This is a genomic window from bacterium (genome assembly GCA_035529855.1).
Lineage (GTDB): Bacteria > RBG-13-66-14 > B26-G2 > WVWN01 > WVWN01 > WVWN01.
Genome location: DATKVX010000079.1, coordinates 41,257 through 57,953 on the forward strand (window position 1 = coordinate 41,257; position 16,697 = coordinate 57,953).

At 62.9% G+C, this 16,697-nt stretch carries 18 protein-coding genes; 13 read left to right on the forward strand and 5 right to left on the reverse strand.

What is annotated here, in order from left to right:
- Positions 1 to 9: 9 nt before the first annotated feature.
- From argS to VMX79_08520, 3 genes are read right to left on the reverse strand one after another with little or no spacing between them, the layout of a single operon-like run.
- Positions 10 to 1,638, reverse strand: coding sequence for an arginine--tRNA ligase (gene argS, locus VMX79_08510; protein HUV87140.1), 1,629 nt, complete (start codon positions 1,636 to 1,638; stop codon positions 10 to 12).
- Entirely contained in the window at positions 1,639 to 2,046 is a 408-nt protein-coding gene (gene rsfS / locus VMX79_08515) for a ribosome silencing factor (GenBank protein ID HUV87141.1), read from the reverse strand.
- Complete coding sequence (locus VMX79_08520) at positions 2,047 to 3,261, reverse strand: pyridoxal phosphate-dependent aminotransferase (GenBank protein ID HUV87142.1); 1,215 nt, start codon at positions 3,259 to 3,261, stop codon at positions 2,047 to 2,049.
- A gap of 185 nt (positions 3,262 to 3,446) precedes the next feature.
- Here VMX79_08520 and VMX79_08525 point away from each other — a divergent pair, with 185 nt between their 5' ends.
- Positions 3,447 to 4,193, forward strand: coding sequence for a DUF4388 domain-containing protein (locus VMX79_08525; GenBank protein ID HUV87143.1), 747 nt, complete (start codon positions 3,447 to 3,449; stop codon positions 4,191 to 4,193).
- A gap of 127 nt (positions 4,194 to 4,320) precedes the next feature.
- Here the strand turns inward: VMX79_08525 and VMX79_08530 are convergent, their stop codons facing one another.
- Positions 4,321 to 5,895 carry a glycosyltransferase family 39 protein gene (locus tag VMX79_08530; protein ID HUV87144.1) on the reverse strand — a complete coding sequence of 525 codons (1,575 nt, stop codon included), beginning with the start codon at positions 5,893 to 5,895 and terminating at the stop codon, positions 4,321 to 4,323.
- An 87-nt stretch (positions 5,896 to 5,982) separates the two neighbouring features.
- Entirely contained in the window at positions 5,983 to 7,602 is a 1,620-nt protein-coding gene (locus tag VMX79_08535; GenBank protein HUV87145.1) for a glycosyltransferase family 39 protein, read from the reverse strand.
- A gap of 416 nt (positions 7,603 to 8,018) precedes the next feature.
- Between VMX79_08535 and VMX79_08540 the strand changes: the two genes are divergently transcribed.
- The 12 genes from VMX79_08540 (at position 8,019) to VMX79_08595 (ending at position 16,696) form a co-directional block, all read left to right on the forward strand.
- Positions 8,019 to 8,375, forward strand: a complete 357-nt coding sequence (locus VMX79_08540) for an NADH-quinone oxidoreductase subunit A (protein ID HUV87146.1) — start codon at positions 8,019 to 8,021, stop codon at positions 8,373 to 8,375.
- Complete coding sequence (locus VMX79_08545) at positions 8,366 to 8,935, forward strand: NADH-quinone oxidoreductase subunit B family protein (protein HUV87147.1); 570 nt, start codon at positions 8,366 to 8,368, stop codon at positions 8,933 to 8,935. Before VMX79_08540 ends, VMX79_08545 begins: the two co-directional genes overlap by 10 nt.
- Before the next feature lie 60 nt (positions 8,936 to 8,995).
- Complete coding sequence (locus VMX79_08550; protein HUV87148.1) at positions 8,996 to 9,490, forward strand: NADH-quinone oxidoreductase subunit C; 495 nt, start codon at positions 8,996 to 8,998, stop codon at positions 9,488 to 9,490.
- A gap of 23 nt (positions 9,491 to 9,513) precedes the next feature.
- The gene (locus tag VMX79_08555; GenBank protein ID HUV87149.1) at positions 9,514 to 10,629 is read left to right on the forward strand and encodes an NADH-quinone oxidoreductase subunit D; all 1,116 of its coding nucleotides are present in this window, start codon (positions 9,514 to 9,516) and stop codon (positions 10,627 to 10,629) included.
- A gap of 16 nt (positions 10,630 to 10,645) precedes the next feature.
- The gene (gene nuoH / locus VMX79_08560) at positions 10,646 to 11,674 is read left to right on the forward strand and encodes an NADH-quinone oxidoreductase subunit NuoH (protein ID HUV87150.1); all 1,029 of its coding nucleotides are present in this window, start codon (positions 10,646 to 10,648) and stop codon (positions 11,672 to 11,674) included.
- Positions 11,675 to 11,677: 3 nt separating this feature from the next.
- Entirely contained in the window at positions 11,678 to 12,139 is a 462-nt protein-coding gene (locus tag VMX79_08565; protein ID HUV87151.1) for an NADH-quinone oxidoreductase subunit I, read from the forward strand.
- Positions 12,140 to 12,219: 80 nt separating this feature from the next.
- Positions 12,220 to 12,741, forward strand: coding sequence for a DUF2378 family protein (locus VMX79_08570; GenBank protein ID HUV87152.1), 522 nt, complete (start codon positions 12,220 to 12,222; stop codon positions 12,739 to 12,741).
- 23 nt (positions 12,742 to 12,764) lie between these two features.
- A complete protein-coding gene (locus VMX79_08575) occupies positions 12,765 to 13,271 on the forward strand; it encodes an NADH-quinone oxidoreductase subunit J (GenBank protein HUV87153.1) in 507 nt (168 codons plus the stop codon).
- Positions 13,271 to 13,579: an NADH-quinone oxidoreductase subunit NuoK gene (gene nuoK / locus VMX79_08580; protein ID HUV87154.1), complete on the forward strand. Its 309-nt coding sequence runs from the start codon at positions 13,271 to 13,273 to the stop codon at positions 13,577 to 13,579. Before VMX79_08575 ends, nuoK begins: the two co-directional genes overlap by 1 nt.
- 6 nt (positions 13,580 to 13,585) lie before the next feature.
- On the forward strand, positions 13,586 to 14,188 hold the full coding sequence (locus VMX79_08585; protein HUV87155.1) for a hypothetical protein: 603 nt from the start codon (positions 13,586 to 13,588) through the stop codon (positions 14,186 to 14,188).
- A 9-nt stretch (positions 14,189 to 14,197) separates the two neighbouring features.
- Positions 14,198 to 16,126: an NADH-quinone oxidoreductase subunit L gene (nuoL, locus tag VMX79_08590; GenBank protein ID HUV87156.1), complete on the forward strand. Its 1,929-nt coding sequence runs from the start codon at positions 14,198 to 14,200 to the stop codon at positions 16,124 to 16,126.
- 9 nt (positions 16,127 to 16,135) lie between these two features.
- On the forward strand, positions 16,136 to 16,696 hold the full coding sequence (locus VMX79_08595) for a hypothetical protein (GenBank protein ID HUV87157.1): 561 nt from the start codon (positions 16,136 to 16,138) through the stop codon (positions 16,694 to 16,696).
- The last annotated feature ends 1 nt before the right edge of the window (position 16,697 follow it).

Below are 16,697 nucleotides of genomic sequence, written 5' to 3' on the forward strand. Positions count from 1 at the left end.
ATTCCGCGGCTACATCTGCGACGGCGCGCTCACGCCCAACAGGCGGAGCGCGTTTTTCGTCGTCCGGCCTACGGCGCGCGTGAGGACGAGGCGGGCGCGTACGGCGGCCTCGCTCGGCGCCTGTAGAATGCGGTGGTGTTGATAATAATTATGAAACAAGGCAGCAAGGGCGGTGGCGTAGGCCGTAAGGCGGTGGGGCTCACGCCGCGCCGCCGCGGCCGCGACGACTTTGGGAAATTCCCATATCGCCCGGGCCAGCAACCTCTCTTCGGCCTGGTCCAGCGCCGCCAGGTCGGCCTCCTGGGGCGGGGCCGCCGCCGCTTCGGCGCCGGCCTCCCGCTTGATACTCTCGACGCGGGCGTGGCAATACTGCGCGTAGTATACGGGGTTCTCCGGCGTCTGGGTACGCGCCAGCTCGAGGTCGAAGTCGAGGTGGGCGGCCGGCGTCCTCATCAAAAAGAAGAACCGGGCCGCGTCGACGCCGATGTTATCCATGACTTCGCGCATCGTGACGAGGCTGCCGGCGCGCTTGGACATCTTGACCTTTTCGCCGCGCTCGAGCAGGTTGACCTGTTGCGATATGATGACCTCGAGCCAGCCGGCGGGCATCCCCAGCAATTCCGCCATGGCGTATAACTTTTTAACGTGGCCGTGGTGGTCCGGGCCCAGCACGTCTATCGCCTTCGTGAAACCGCGTTCGTGTTTATTGAGGTGATAGGCTATGTCGGCCATGAAGTACGTAGGCCGGCCGCCGGCGCGGACGATAACGCGGTCTTCGTCGTCGCCCGCGGCCGTGGTCTTGAGCCACAGTGCGCCGTCTTTCTCGTATACCGCCCCGCGTTCCTCGAGCAGGCGCCGCGCGGCGTCGACGTCGGCGGGGTACAGCGAATCCTCGCGGAACCAGCGGTCGAAGGAAACGCCGAAGTCGGCCAGGTCCGCCTTCTGCCGGGCGACGATTTCGTCGGCCGCGGCGGCGGCGATTTTACCCGCGTCGTCGCCGTCCGATATTCCAGTTTCTTCGTGCAGCCGCCGGGCGAGGTCGACGACGTATTCGCCGCGATACCCGCCTTCCGGGATTTCCGCTTCTTCGCCGCGTAGTTCGGCGAGGCGGGCGCGCACCGATTGCCCCAGCAGGTCCATTTGGGTACCGACGTTGCAGACGTAGAACTCGCGTTTGACGTCGTACCCCGTAAACTCCAGGAGGCGGGCGAGGGCGTCGCCGTAAGCGGCGGCGCGCGCGTTAACGGCGTTCAGCGGGCCGGTGGGATTAGCGGAGACGAACTCGACTTGTACCCGGGCGCCGCGGCCTTCGTCGCCGCGGCCGTAATCGTCCCCCCGCGCCAGCGCCTCGCGCAGCGAATCGAATATCACGGCGTCGGCCAGGCGGACGTTGACGAAACCCGGCCCGGCGACGTCTACGACGGCCGCCCCGGGCGCTTTACGCAGCTCTTCGGCCAAGTCCTGGGCCAACGTACGCGGGTCGCCGCCCAGCTCTTTGGCGAGCGCCAATGCGGCGTTCGTCGTCAAGTCGCCGTGCTTCGGGTCGGGGGGGACCGTGAAGTCGGCCGCCTCGTCGGCGGCCTGGGCGCCGAGCTTGGCGAGGGCCTTACGTAGGTGTGTTCGGAGTTCTTCTTCCATCTACGGCGCTTCCGGCTCGTACGGCACTTGAGGCGCGTCGCCCCACAGGCGCTCCAGTTCGTAGAATTCGCGCGTCTCAGGGTCGAAGATGTGGACGACGATGTTATTGAGGTCCATCAGGACCCACCGCCCCAGCGCGTACCCTTCGGCGTGGTGTACGCCGCAGCCGTGTTCGCCGGCCGCTTCCTCCAAGCGGTCCGCGATGCCCCGGAGATGCCGTTTCGTTTCGCCGGTGCATATTACGAAATATTCCGCCAACGCCGGAAAAGCCCGAACGTCCAATATTACGACGTCGCGGGCTTTCAATCCGTACGCTTCCCGAGCGGCCAGAACGGCTTTTTGACGGGAGTTTAGTTTTTCGCCGCCGAAAGTAGTCCCCTCCATCGTGCGTTGTCTACGTTGGGCCACTTACGAAATCCGCCCGGGGTACTGGTTCAACCCTTCGGCCAGGCAAACCATAGCGAGGGCCAGCTCGTCCTCGTTGAGGACGTACGCGATGCGGGCCTCGCGCAGGCCCAGCCCCGGCGTCGAGTAGAAGCCGGCGGCCGGGGCCAACATCGTCGTCGCGCCGTCGAGGTCGAAATCGGTCAACATCCACGAGACGAACTTCTCGGCGTCGTCCACCGGGAACTCAGGCGCCATGTAGAAAGCCCCCGCGGGTTTGTAACCCACTACTCCCGGCATCTTCGTCACCGCGTCGTGGACGATGTCGCGCCGTCGCCTGAAGTGCTCTATCATGGGTTGGACGTAATCCTCGGGTGCTAGTTTGAGCGCGGCGACGGCGGCGAATTCTTCCACCACCGGCGGCGACAGCCGCGCCTGGCCCAGCTTGAGCGCGGCCGCGACGACGTCGGCGTTGCGCGAAACCAGGCAGCCGATGCGCGCGCCGCATACGTTGAACCGCTTGGAGAGGCTGTCCGTAACTATTACCCTGTCGGCGACGGCGGGCATGCTCAACATCGACGTATGGGTCAGGCCGTCGTAGACGAACTCGCGGTAGACCTCGTCGGCGATTATAAAGAGGTCGTGTTTTTCGGCCAGCTCGGCGACCATGCTTAGCTCGTCTTCGCCGTAAACGGTCCCGGTGGGGTTGTTGGGGTTGCAGATGGCTATGGCGCGGGTCTTCGGGCCGACGGCGGCCTCGACGACCTCGCGCGGCGGCAGGCGGTAACCGGCGAGCGGTTCCGTCGCCAGCGGCTTGAGCGTGACGTCGACGACGGCGGCGAAGCCTTTGTAGTTGGTGTAGAACGGCTCGAGGACCAGAATCTCTTCGTCGACGCCGGCCACGCAGAAGAAAGCGAAAAGCAGCGCTTCGGAGCCGCCGGTCGTAACCAGGATCTCGTCCCGCGACAGCCCGAGGCCGAAGCGGCCGTAATATTCGCGGTAGGCTTCGCGGAGCGCCACCTCGCCCTCCGAGCGGCCGTACGCGACGACCTTGGCCGGATACTCGCCGAGGGCTTTCAGGAACGCCTCCGGCGACGGCAGGTCCGGTTGGCCGATGTTGAGGTGGTAGACGTGGACGCCCCGTTTTTTGGCGCCGTCCGCCAGCGGTATTAATTTACGGATGGGTGACGCGGGCAACGCGCCGGCCCGGGCCGAAAGAGCCGGTTTTGTTTTTGGCATCTCTTGTCCTCCGCTCGGGGAGCTTGAGAAAGGAGCGTTTACCGTGAGAATATAACCGATATCGGCACGCCGGTCAAGCCTTACCGGCGAGGCGCGGGGCCGCGACGTCCTTGACCGCTGATGGGCGGGCTGCTATAATCCAAAATAACGGTCGTATTTATACCAACTAAGGCGGTCCGAATTCTATGGCGGTCATAGGGAACATAAGAGACCTGACGCTGGTCGACCTCTTCCAGATAGTGCAATTGGGGAGGCGCACGTGCGTTTTGACGGTGGACGACGAGCACGGCGTTTGGTATCGCACCTACTTCGCCGACGGCTTCGTCATCTACGCCGATTCCAACAAACGGTACGCGCCGTTGGGCGAAGACCTCGTAAATGCCGGCGCGATTACGCGCCGGCAACTCGAGGCGGCGTTAGCGGAGTACGAAGCTATGGGCACCGACCGCCCGCGGTTCGGCACGTTCCTCCTGTATCGGGGCGCCATCGACCGCGAGACGCTGGTGGAGTTTATTCAACGCAAGATTAAGATAAAGCTGTTCGATATGTTCCTCATCGAAGACGGGACGTTCACCTACGAGCTCGCGCCCTACCGCTTGGACGAGGACATTACGGTCTCGATATCCGTAACCGAGATCGTAATGGAATCTACCAAACGGATAGACGACTACAAGCGGTTGGGCAAGAGGATACCGTCGGTGGACCTCGTCGTCCGGAAGGAGACCAGGCCCTTGGCCGAGCTTTTACGGGGCGACTACGAATTTTCCGGCGTCGAGAAAGAGATATTGGGGATCGCGGACAAAGGCTTGACCATCCGGGAAATGGCGAAGGCCCTCAACATCGACGACCAGCTGCATCTATTGAAGATCGTGAACGGCTTTTTAAACCTCGGCCTCGTTCGGCTAGGGATGCCGGAGCCGGCCTTCGATTGAGGGAAACGTCGACGCGCGCAGGGCGCTCCCGGGGAGCGCCCTTTTTCATCGTCGGTGCTCTTCGCCGTGGCGGCGCCGGAAAAACCTCGACCGTCCCTCGGTTCGGCTCGAGCCCGCGATTCGGCCTTTACTTACGTATGACTCTGCATTCTTCCGGGACTATCGCCGACGAAAAGTCCGGGACGCCTTCGCTCCAGGGCGCGCGGCGTACGACAATGGTATGGCCGGGGTTCTCGTATATTACGGCGAATTTCTTATAGGCACGGTAAAACGGTTTAATATGGCGACGGGTCTTGCCGTTTACGAAGATGGCTACCCGGATTTTATTCCTTTGTAGTATGTACTTCAGGTACCACAGGTCATCCTCTATTTCCCCGGCCGGGCACACATAAAAATTGAGCGGGTGGTTGCTGTACGCCCGAACGGAGTAGTTGCTGTAGTTATCGGTATTTTCCTCCATATAGATTATGTCGTCCGGGCCCAACTCGCCCCGGCGCCACAAATCGCGCAATTTTAACGCAAGCTCGGCTTCTAAGGTGTGGCACGTATAGCACGGCCCCGGATAACCGTAACCGTAGTCCTTGATGGCGGCGTCGAAGTATGCGGTATAGGCGGCCGCGGCCGCGAACAATATTGATACGGTTATTTTTAACGCACGCCCGCTCGCCCGCCGCCATATCTCTACCGCGGCCAGCCCGGCGAAGGGGAAAAGAAGTAATAGGACGATCGAAAAGTAACGTTCGGGACATAGGCCGCAACCGACGGCGACGACGAGAACCGTAAGGCCGACGAATAGGGTTACGGCGCCGCCCCAAATAAGGAGGCGGCTTTCGTTGCGGATGTGACGGCGCCATACCAAAACCGCGCCGAGCACGCCGAAGGCCGCGGCCACCCGACCGTCAAGCCACAGGCGCTCGAGGCCGTAGTAAGTACGCCGGTACCAGTGTAGGTTGGTGAGTACGTTAGCCATATCCGCTTTTAACGCCGGCATTAACGGCCAAATGCCGCCGCCCCCCACAGCGAATGCTTTATGGCCCAATAGGACGCCCGCCAAAGCGGGTGGCGCCCCCCATAGTAGCCATCCGGCGACGCCGCGCGGGCGCGACCTGAATGGACGGTACGCGGCGTAGAGTATTAACGGCAGCGCGCCTTCGTAACGGGTGAGGGCGGCCGCGGCGAAGAGGAACCCCGCAGCCGCGGCGCCGCGTCGGCCCGCCGCGGCCCGGCTCGCGGCGTATACGCCCGCCGCCGTCCAGAAAAAGAACAGGCTGTCCGCCATCCCCTCGGAGAGCGTTACGTTGTGGTGAACAGGCGAAAAGATGAAGAGGACGGCGGCAAAGCTCCCGGCTACCGGCCCCGCTAGCTCGCGGCCGAGGAGATACAAAAGGGCCGTCGTGCCGGCCGCGGCCGCTATGTTCAACGCCGTCCCGGTCCAGTATATATCCGGATAGATTTTAAGCAGGCCGGCCCAAAGCCAAAGCTGAAGAGGTAGGAATTGATAGGTTTGGAAAACGCCGAAGTCGCCGAACGCCAAGTTATAGGCCTCTATACCGCGCGCGGGGCCGTCGGCGATGTACGTGAGCCTTATGTAGCGCGGGATGTAAGCGTGGAGGGCGTATATCGAGACCAGTACCTTTAGCGCGAAGAAACCCCAGGGCGCGAAGGCGCCGAACCACGTCGTCTTTGTGCGTCGCGAGCTCATTTTAGCAATTAGTAATCCTTCCCGAAATGGGGCGCCGTTCCCTGAGTCGTCGAAACGTACGCGCCGAATTCCGGGAGCCGACGACTTCTAAGGCCGGAGGTCGTAGACTTTTGCCAAGTGTCGACACACCTCGGACGAGAAATCGGGGATATCTCGCCACCCCTCGCGTAGTACGACTACCGTTTGATTGGGGTTTTCGTAGATTACCGCTCCCTTACCGATTTCGCCGTAGTACCGACGGGCCCGTTCGCGGTTTTCATCGCTTAGGATTATCGCGACCCGAACGTGATTATTACGCATAAAGGGGACGAAGGATTTTAATTTTTTGCGGATTTTCTTCTGCGGGGCGAGCGTGAAATTTAAGGGGTGGTCGCTAAACGCCCGCAACGGGTATTGTTCGAAGCGCCATTTGCCCTCCGAGCCCTCTCCGCCGATTTCTATGAGGACTTGTTCCTGAGGGCCGAGCTCGCCTTCCCGCCAGAGGTCCCTTAAAACCACGGCGGTTTCCGCGGCGTATACGACCCCCGTATTGCAGGGCCCGTGGAAGCCGTAACCCGGCGTTAAGATAACGGCGTCCCATCCGGCGGTTATGACGGCCGCCGTCGTCAACACTACGCCGACGACGACCGTCCTGGCGGTTGACGTCGCGAAAGCGACGAGTTCGGCCACGGCCAGGCCGGCGAAGGGGAAGAGGAGCAGAAGCGGCGTCGCGAAGTAGCGCTCCGGGCAGAACCCCAACCCTATGGCGACCGCGACCACCGTTAGCGCCCCGAAAATTATCGCCCAGCTGCTCCAAATCAGGAGGCGGTCGGCCGTACGCCACCGTTGGCGGAAGACGAGCGCCGCGCCCGCCAACCCCAAGGCCGCGGCGGCCCGGCCGTCGAACAACATCCGGTAGAAACCGTAGCCTAAGCGGCGGTACCATTGGGCGTTGGTAAGTATGCGCGCCATGTCGGCTTTCAAGGCCGGCATTAAGGGCCAAAGGCCGGCACCCGCGGGCTGGAACGCCTTGTGGCCGACGAACACGCCTGCTACGGCCAGCGGCGCGGCCCACAGGAGCCATCCCCCCAAGCCCCGCGGCCGGTGGCTAAAGACGCGATAACCCGAGTATAACAGTAGGAACAGCATCCCCTCGTAGCGGGACAGCGCCGCGGCCGCGAAACAGAAGGCCGCGGCCCGCGAGCCGTGCAGGCCGGTTTCGGCCCGCGCGGCGAAGAAAACGCCGGCGACAAGGCCGAGATAAAATACGCTCTCCGCCATACCCATCGAGACGGTTACGTTGTGGTGCACGGGCGAGAAAGTGAAGATGAGGGCGGCTACGACGCCCGCCGAGGGCCCGGCCAGTCTTTTCCCCAAGAGATATAAGAACGCGGCGACGCCTGCGCCCGCGACTACGTTAAGCGCGGTTCCGGTGAAGTAGATATCCGGCCAAATCTTAAGCAGGCCGGCCCAGATCCAAAGCGGCAACGGCGCGAACTGGTGCGTGGGGAAGAGCTCGAAACCGGCGTACGCCAGGCGGTAGGCCTCGATGCCGCGGGCCGGGCCGTCGGCGATGTACATTATACGCACGAAGCGTTCGACGTAGTAGTAGACGAAGCCGGCGCTCACCGCGATTTTCAGCGCCGCGAAGCCGAACGGCGCCAGCCGCTCGAGCCATACTCGGGCCGTAACCCAGTAACCGGAATAGTCTTTGTTCGTAACCGCCATTTAATCGCTTTAGCGAGTCCGGTCCGGCGCGGCCTTGCGCCGCCGGCGCGCGCTCCTCTTTGGGTTTATTAAACCGCGGAAGCTCGGGCGAAGGACGTCCGGCGATTCTATCACGACGTAATCTCCTACTCAAGCCTGACTTTCCGGGCTCGTTCGTTTCATAAACCGCTTTAACGGCGGCGCGGGGTATAGGCCGCGGGAGGCGAGCTCGGCAAGAGGGGGTTGGCGCGCGGGGCCCTCGCGACTTACGCGGGGTCCTTCGCGTACGCCGCGTACGCCGGGCGGTTTATACCGGTATTTCCGCGTGGCGCGCGGCGGCCGCCCCGCTAACGTTAATTTGTGCCAATTATCACAAAACGCTTGACTTCGACGGTCAAGTGTGTTATCGAGAGGAAAATTTCAGCGAGGTACGGGTTTTGCTAACCGATTACGCGTTCGTTGCGTTCTTCATTTTCTTCGGTATTTTCTTCGTCGCCGCGGCCCTTATCGGCGCGTGGTTTATCCGTCCGCAGCGGCCCAGCCGCATAAAGGCCGACATTTACGAGTGCGGCGAGACCACCCGCGGCACCGCGTGGGTTCAATACAACGTCCGGTTTTACCTCGTCGCTTTGGCGTTCGTTGTCTTCGACGTCGAAGCGGCTTTTCTTTTACCCTGGGCCGTCGCCGCGAAGAAGCTGGGGTTGTACGCTTTCGTCGAGATGATGATATTCATCGGCATCCTACTCGTGGCGTTGGCGTACGCGTGGCGTAGGGGGGGCCTGAAGTGGGTGTAATAGCCAGGCTGCCGGTTTACTGGGAGAAGCTGCCCGGCGGCGGCATCGTCACGACGAACCTCGAGAAGCTCCTCAACTGGTCGCGGGCCTCGAGCATCTGGTACATGATATTCGGCCTCGCCTGTTGCGCCATCGAGATGATGGCCGCGGGCGCGTCGCGCTACGACTTCGACCGCTTCGGCATGATGTTCCGGGCGACGCCGCGCCAGTCCGATTTGATGTTCATCTCCGGGACCATCACGCTCAAGATGGCGCCGCGCATCCGCCGCCTGTGGGAGCAGCTGGCGGAGCCGCGTTACGTCGTCGCGATGGGCTCCTGCGCCATCTCCGGCGGCGGCTTCTACTACGACGCGTACAGCGTCCTCAAAGGCATAGACAAAATAATCCCGGTGGACGTCTACGTCCCCGGCTGCCCGCCCCGGCCCGAAGCCCTTATGCACGGCTGCCTGAAGTTGCAAGAGAAGATAAAGCGCGAGAGCCTGGTACAAGCCTTCGGCAGCTTCGACGAAGAGCACGCGCCTCGCGAGCGCCTCGACGGCCGGTGGATTCTGGCGAAGTAACCAAGTCGGCTTAATCCTCTTTCTCACCGTTCTTTCGGCTGGTTGAGATTCGGACCGCACATGGCCGGATTACCTCTCGAGCAGATAGCAGACAAGGTCAAGGACGCGGTAGGCGACGTCGTCGTCGACGTGAACGAGGGCGACCGGGTCCCGTTCCTGCGGGTGGAGGCGGGCGCCGTCGCCCGGCTGGCGCGCTTCCTCCGCGACGACGCCGAGCTGGCCTTCGATTTCTTGATGTACATAACCGCGGTCGACTTCCCGGACGAGGACAAGCTCACGCTCGTATATCATTACTTCTCCTACCGGAACCAGCAGTCGTTGATGGTGAAGGCCGACGTGCCGCGCCGGGGCGGCGCGGCGCGGTCGATAGCCCACATCTACGCCGCCGCGGATTGGCTCGAGCGCGAGGTCTACGACCTCTTCGGCGTGACCTTCGAGGGCCACCCCAACCTCACGCGCATCCTGACGCCGGAGGGCTTCGAGGGCCACCCGCTCCTCAAGGATTTCGCGAGCGAGGACTACGTGCCGTTCCCGGACAAGATGCCGGGGAAATAGCCCAAGGCTGCCAAGCCGGTCTTATGCCCACCGATACCGCGATACATACCCAGGAGTTCCAGGTCAACATGGGGCCGCAGCACCCGTCGACGCACGGCGTCTTCCGTATGGTGCTGACGATGGACGGCGAGCGCGTCGTCGACAGCGAGCCGCACGTCGGCTTCCTCCATCGCTCGATGGAGAAGATGGCCGAGAACCGCCTCTACATCCAGTTCCTGCCGATGGCGGACCGCATCGACTACCTGAGCTCGTTGTTCTGCGCCGCGGCGCACTGCGAAGCGGTCGAGCAACTGATGGAGATAGAGGTGCCGCCGCGGGCCAAGTACCTCCGCACGATGTTCATGGAGCTCAACCGCATCGCCTCGCACTGCATCTTCTTCGGCGTCTTCGCGCTCGACCTGGGCGCGGTGACGCCCTTCCTCTACGGCTTCCGCGAGCGCGAGCTCACTATGGACCTGTTGGAGATGACGACGGGCCAGCGGATGACGTTCAACTACCTACGCTTCGGCGGCGTGGCCGCGGACCTGCCGGATTCGTTTTTCCCGGCGGCGGAGAAGTTCCTGAAAGTTTTTCCGGGCAGAATTACCGACTACGAGCGCATCCTGAACGAGAACGAGATCTTCCTGGCGCGCACGAAGGGCGTGGGCGTAGTGGAAGGCGCCCGGGCCGTCAACTACGGCTGGAGCGGCCCCAACCTCCGCGCCTCGGGCGTGGACTTTGACCTTCGCCGGAACATGCCGTACGAGGCGTACGGCGAGCTGGGGTACGAGCCGGTGGTGCTCACGAGGGGAGATTGCTACGACCGCTACCTGGCCCGCATCCTCGAGATGCGCGCCTCGCACGCGTTGATAAAGAAGTGCCTGGAGGGATTGCCCGACGGGCCGACCGTGAAAGAGAAAGTGCCCAAGTTCCCCAAAGTCCCGGCGGGCGAGGTCTACGCGCGCGTCGAGTCGCCGCGGGGCGACTACGGCCTATACCTCGTCTCGGACGGTGCCGACAAGCCGTACCGCTACAAGCTGCGGACGCCGTCGTTCAACAACCTCTCCATGATACGGGAGATGCTCCGGGGCGTATACCTGGCGGACATCGTGCCGATATTCGGCTCGCTGGACGTCATCTTGCCGGACGTCGACAGGTAAATACCGCGCGAAGCGTATGATAATTCACCCCGTACTCTCTTGGCTTAATGAATGGTGGAAGGGCGTCGTAGCGAGCTACGGCCTGCCGTCGTGGTTCGTCCCCGCGGCCCAAATGGTCGTCCACGCAATATTAATAGCCGGCTTCATCGCGGTATTGGTCCTGTTCCTCATCTGGCTCACGCGCAAGGTTTCGGCACACATCCAGCAGCGCTTCGGGCCCATGCGCGTGGGGTGGCACGGCGCGGTCCAGACCGTCGCCGACGCGCTGAAGCTGGTGCAGAAGGAGGATACGACGCCGCGCAGCTGCGACCGGCCGGTCTTCAATATAGCGCCGTTCCTGGCCTTCGCGCCCACCGTCGTGGCCTTCGTCGTTATCCCGTTCGGCGACGGCGCCATCATCCGCGACCTGAACATCGGCGTACTGTTCCTTTTCGCCATTACGACCATAAACGTTATCGCCGTCATTTCGGGCGGCTGGGCGTCGGGCTCGAAGTACTCGTTGTTGGGCGGGTTTCGCTCCGCGGCGCAGCTCGTCTCGTACGAGGTTCCGCTGGTGCTCTCGGCGCTGGGCGTCATCATGCTCGCCGGCTCGATGAAGATGGGGGCCATCGTCGACGCGCAGAGCGGAATCTGGTTCGTGGTGTATCAACCGCTGGCGTTCGCGATCTACGTCATCGCCGCCACGGCGGAGGTGAACCGTACGCCGTTCGACATCCCCGAGGCCGAGCAGGAGCTGGTGGCGGGGTTCAACGTCGAGTACTCCGGTATGAAGTTCGCGATGTTCTTCCTGGCGGAGTTCGCGAACATGTTCCTGGTCTCGGCTATCGCGGCGACGCTCTTCCTGGGCGGCTGGCGGGGCCCTTGGCTGCCGGGCGAGTTCTGGTTCCTCATCAAGTCTTTCGCGATCGTATTGTTGTTGATGTTCTTCAGGTGGACCTATCCCCGGCTGCGCGTCGACCAGCTGATGTCGTTCGCTTGGAAGTTCCTACTGCCGCTCGCGTTCCTGAACATAATAATAACCGGCCTTATAATCGTTCTGATATAGAGTATGGTGATTTTCCGGGCTATCGCGAGGTTGGTAAAGGGTACGTGGTGGCTGCTCGTCGGCTTGGCCACGACGACCAAGCACTTGCTGCGCCGCGCCATAACGGTCCAGTACCCCAAGGAGCGGTTCGAGCAGTGGCCGCGGTTCCGGGGCCGCGTCGCGATGGTCCCGGACGACGAAGGCGGTCATAAATGCACGGCGTGTGCCCAGTGCATTCGCGTTTGCCCGGCGGCTTGCATCACGCTCGAGCGCCACAAAGAGGAGGGCGTCAAAGGGTTCGTCGTCGACGGTTACTTTATAAACCTCGGCCTGTGCATATACTGCGGCTTGTGCGTCGAGGCTTGCAACTTCGGCGCGCTGGCGATGATACCCGAGTACGAGATGTCGGTTTACGATAAATCGGAGTTGGTATACGACATTACTAAGTTGTTGTCGCGCCAGCTCGAGCCGGAGTTTAAGAAATAGGTCGCGGCGTTCGCCCGGAGATAAAAAGTAAAAGGTTACGGGGTCAAAAGTTAGGGGAAGAGGTCGGCACAGGTATCGCGATGGAAGTACGGGGAATATTCTACCGGGCTTTAAAGCAAGTGTTCCCGCATATCGGCGAGATCGTGGGGGAGGGACTAGGTAAATATTTCGAGGATATCGACGGCGCGGGTTGGTACGAAGCCGCTCCGTATCTCGCGACGGTGGAGTACCTTCGCGACCGCATTTCGCCGCAAGTCATGGTTTTAATAGGAAACCAACTGGTGGAAACCATTAGGGAGTATATGCCGGATTTCGACGTCGATTCGCCTGCGGAGTTGGCCGAAAAGCTACCGGAGTTGTACCGTAATTTCGTACGCGGGGAAGGGACGGGAGACTGGCACGTCGAGGAGTTCGCGGCCGGCCGGGCCGTAATCCGCGAAACGGGCATCACCGGGAGCGTGGATTTTAGCGTAGGCGTTATTAAGAGCAGCCTCGAGGCGGTCGGCGCGTATAACGTCCGGGTAGCCGTCATCGACGATCGCGCAGAGGGTGCCGACGCCAACCGCTACCTGGTGGAATGGCTCGAGCCCGACGCGGATTAAATACCGCGGGGCCGCGTTAAAATATGACGGATTGGATATACATAATGGCTTTTTACGGCGTCGCCGGCGTGGCGTTGCTCGGCGGCCTGGGCGTGCTCTTCTTCCGAAACCTCTTCCACGCCGGCCTGAGCTTGATTCTGTCGCTCTTCGCGGTGGCGTCGCTGTTCGTCCTCTTGGGCGCGGAGTTCCTGGCGGGCGTGCAGGTCCTCATCTACGTGGGCGCGGTGGCGGTGCTTATACTCTTCGCGGTTATGTTGACGCAGCGCATTACGGCCCGGCGCGTCAGGCGGTATACCCGCGCCCTCGTACCAGCGGCGTTGGTAATACTCGGCTTGGCGGCGGTAACGGCGCTCGTGATGGTTAGGGTCGAGCTGCCGCCGATGGCGCCCATACCCGAGGCCGGCGCCCTCGACGAGCTCGCCGACCTGCTGCTCTCGACGTACCTGTTGCCGTTCGAGGTTATATCGCTGCTTCTCCTGGGGGCGCTCGTCGGCGCCATCGTGCTGGCGCGGAAGGAGGAGCGGCGATGATGATAACGCCCCTCCACTTCGTCGGCGTGTCGGTGCTCCTCTTCGGCGTTGGCCTGCTCGTCGTCCTGACCCGGCGCAACGCCATCGGTATCCTTATGGGCATCGAGCTCATGCTCAACGCCGTCAACGTGGCGCTGGTGACGTTCGACCGCGTTTACGGGCCCGAGCGCCTCGACGGCCAACTCTTTTCGTTGTTCGTGATAACGGTCGCGGCGGCCGAGGCCGTCGTGGGCCTGGCGTTGATCCTGGCTATCTACCGCTCGCGCGGGACCGTCGCCGTCGACGACCTGCACGAGCTACGCGGCTGAGTTTACGTGGGGCGGATAATCGCAGCGGCGGTCTTGGGGGCGTCTTGCCTTGCGGCGAGCGCCGTCGCGGGCGAGTACGAGCCGTTTACGCACGACGCGCTCGGCGTAACGCTTAACGTCCCGCCCGGGTACGAGGCGGAGGAGGCCGCGCCGGCCGAAGGAACCACGGTTACCGCGGTTCGCTTGAGTTGGCCCGAGGGCCCGCACGCCGGCTTGGAGGCATTAATAACGCGCCGCGAGGCCGCGTACGCGAACGTCGTAATCTGGGCCGGCTTTTACCAGCGCCGGCTGGGGGCGTCGAGCTCGTTCGAAGTGGACGGCGAGATTTTAGGAGAAGCCGAACTCGCGGCGGCGGGCGCGGACGACGGTTTAAGAAACTCTTACGTAGTAGGGGAGCAAGAGGGGAGGCGCCGCCTCGAGGTGCTATTTTTAACTTCGGGGAATAATTTATACGTGGTAGAGCTCTCGCACCCGGAAGTCGTCGAAAATCGCCTCGCGGCCGCGGCGCGGGAAATGCTAAGTTCTATTGAGATATTACCGCCGGTGGAAGACGAACCGCCCGAGGTACGCGACAGCCGCGACGCCGGGATGGAGCCGCCCCCGGAGTAGACTCGAGCTATGGTCTGGTTAGCGTCGATAATTAATTTCGCGCCTCTGCTGGGCTTCCTCATCGCCGTCCTGTGGGGTAGGCGGATGGGCGAGCCCAAGGCCGCGATCGCGCCGGTCGCGGCGCTGGGCGTCTCGTTCGCCGCCGCGATAGCGCTATTCGTCCGCATCCTGCTGGGCCACGGCGGCGACTTCTCCTATACCTGGTTCCAGGTGGGCGACTTCACGCTGCACGTCGGCTTCCAGCTCGACCGCTTCGGCGGCGTAATGGCCCTCGTCGTCGCGACCGTCTCGTTCATGATCCACATTTACTCGACCGGCTACATGGCCGGCGACAAGCTCTACGGCCGCTACTTCGCGTACCTGAACCTCTTCTCGGCGGCGATGCTCGGGTTGGTTTTGGCCAACAACTTCCTGCAGGCGTTCATCTTCTGGGAACTGGTCGGCCTTACGTCTTACCTCTTAATCGGTTTCTGGTTCGAGAAGCCGGAAGCGGCCAACGCCGGAATGAAGGCGTTCATAACGACGAGGCTGGGAGACGTCGGCCTGTTGGTGGGCATTATACTCATCTTCACGCTGACCGGGACGTTCCACTTCGGGACCGTCTTCGGCCTCCTCGAGTACGGCGCGCTGGCGCCGGCGATGGTAACCGCCATCGCGCTCCTCATCTTCGCGGGCGCGGTGGGTAAGTCGGCGCAGATTCCGCTGCACGTCTGGCTCCCGGACGCGATGGAGGGCCCGACGCCGGTCAGCGCCCTGATCCACGCCGCGACGATGGTGGCCGCGGGCGTCTACCTCGTCGCGCGCTCGTTCCCGATATTCGTCGCCGCCGCGGGCGCCTCGGAGGTCGTGGCGTACGTGGGGGCGACCACGGCCCTCATGGCCGCGACCATAGCCGTAGTCCAGATCGACATCAAGCGCGTGCTGGCGTATTCCACCATAAGCCAACTCGGCTATATGATGCTCGCGCTGGGGTGCGGCAGCCAGGCCGCGGGTATATTCCACCTCTACACGCACGCGTTCTTCAAGGCGCTGCTGTTTTTGGGCGCCGGCGCCGTCATCCACGCGTGTCACACCAACGACATGCGCGAGATGGGCGGCCTGGGCCGCCGGATGAAGTGGACCGCGGCCACGTTCGTGCTGGCGGCGCTCGCGCTGGCGGGCGTGCCGCCGTTCTCGGGCTTCTTCTCCAAGGATGAGATCCTGGCGGCGGTCGTCGACCACGGCGGCTGGTACCTGGCCTTCGCCGCCTTCTTCACCGTCTTCCTGACGGCGTTCTACATGTTCCGCGCCATATTCATAACCTTCGGTGGCAAGGCGGGCGAAAAGGCGGAGCGCGCCCACGAAGCGCCCTGGAATATGCTGGGGCCGATGGTGTTCCTCTGCATATTCTCGGTGGCGGCCGGATGGGTCGGGATACCGGGGGTAACGAAGGGCTTCGCCTGGTTGGCCGGCTTCCACGTGTACGGCGGGCACCACGGCGTCAACGTCGGCGCCGCGGGTGCGTCGCTCGCGCTGGCGGCGGGCGGCATCGCGCTCGCTTGGGCTTTGTACAGGTTGAAGGTGTACCCGGTCGAAAAGATCTACCGGGCCTTCCGGCCGGTAGCGTTCGTGCTCGAGCGTAAATACTTCTTCGACGACGTGTACGGCTTTTTGTTCGTCAAGGGGACCGTGTTCGTCGCGCGGCTGTGGGGCCTGTTCGACAATTACGTGATCGACGGCGCCGTTAACGGCACCGCCTGGCTCACGGTCCTGTGGTCGAAGTTCAAGGGTTGGTTCGACCTCGCCGTCGTCGACGGCGCGGTTAACTTCACGGGCTGGATTACGCAGGCCTTCGGTAAAATTTTCCGCCGCGTCCAGACGGGCTACGTCCAGGAATATTTAATCGTCCTGGCGTGCGGCGTCGTCGCGATACTGGTCGCGGTAATCGTTATTCTTTAGGGGGGCGGGTTGAAGACGTTGCCGTTGAACCGGGCGCACGTGAAGGGGGCCGTCGCGCTCCACCGGGCGACGCGGCCCTGGTGCTACCGGGGCAAAACCGCCCGAAGCGTGCTGCGCGCGTTCTACGACGCGTACGCCAACCGCGACTTCACCGTCGGGACGGTGGCGTTGGAAGAAGAGGGCGTAGCGGGCGTTATGTGCGGCGCGACGGACCCGGCGGGGCCGGCGCGGTGGCTGCGGCGGAGGAGGCGGTGGCGTTCTCTCCGGCCTCGGCTCGTGGGCGGCGCCGATATGGCGCTCGGCGGTTGGGACGCGGTAACGTTGGCCCGGGCGGCCGAGGGGCTCGAGCGGCCGTCCTACCTCGTCGCCGCGGCGACGGCGGAAGAGTTAACGGAAGACGGCCTCGCGGCTTTAAGCGATGCGTTCGCGGCGGCGACGGCCTCGCGCGGCGCGACGCATATAGTGGCTCCCAGCGCGGCGCCGGACGAACGGTTGGCAATAGCGGGATTCGAGACGGTTAAGGCCGATATAGCCGGCGAGGGTTTCGCCCTTTACGTGAGGAAATTATGAC

Bases quoted from the DNA above. Each gene is read 5' to 3' on its own strand.
- argS (HUV87140.1), bottom strand. From the start codon at position 1,638: ATGGAAGAAGAACTCCGAACACACCTACGTAAGGCCCTCGCCAAGCTC.
- VMX79_08520 (HUV87142.1), bottom strand. From the start codon at position 3,261: ATGCCAAAAACAAAACCGGCTCTTTCGGCCCGGGCCGGCGCGTTGCCC.
- VMX79_08525 (HUV87143.1), top strand. From the start codon at position 3,447: ATGGCGGTCATAGGGAACATAAGAGACCTGACGCTGGTCGACCTCTTC.
- VMX79_08530 (HUV87144.1), bottom strand. From the start codon at position 5,895: ATGAGCTCGCGACGCACAAAGACGACGTGGTTCGGCGCCTTCGCGCCC.
- VMX79_08535 (HUV87145.1), bottom strand. From the start codon at position 7,602: ATGGCGGTTACGAACAAAGACTATTCCGGTTACTGGGTTACGGCCCGA.
- VMX79_08550 (HUV87148.1), top strand. From the start codon at position 8,996: ATGGCCGGATTACCTCTCGAGCAGATAGCAGACAAGGTCAAGGACGCG.
- VMX79_08555 (HUV87149.1), top strand. From the start codon at position 9,514: ATGCCCACCGATACCGCGATACATACCCAGGAGTTCCAGGTCAACATG.
- nuoH (HUV87150.1), top strand. From the start codon at position 10,646: ATGATAATTCACCCCGTACTCTCTTGGCTTAATGAATGGTGGAAGGGC.
- VMX79_08565 (HUV87151.1), top strand. From the start codon at position 11,678: ATGGTGATTTTCCGGGCTATCGCGAGGTTGGTAAAGGGTACGTGGTGG.
- VMX79_08570 (HUV87152.1), top strand. From the start codon at position 12,220: ATGGAAGTACGGGGAATATTCTACCGGGCTTTAAAGCAAGTGTTCCCG.
- VMX79_08575 (HUV87153.1), top strand. From the start codon at position 12,765: ATGACGGATTGGATATACATAATGGCTTTTTACGGCGTCGCCGGCGTG.
- nuoK (HUV87154.1), top strand. From the start codon at position 13,271: ATGATAACGCCCCTCCACTTCGTCGGCGTGTCGGTGCTCCTCTTCGGC.
- nuoL (HUV87156.1), top strand. From the start codon at position 14,198: ATGGTCTGGTTAGCGTCGATAATTAATTTCGCGCCTCTGCTGGGCTTC.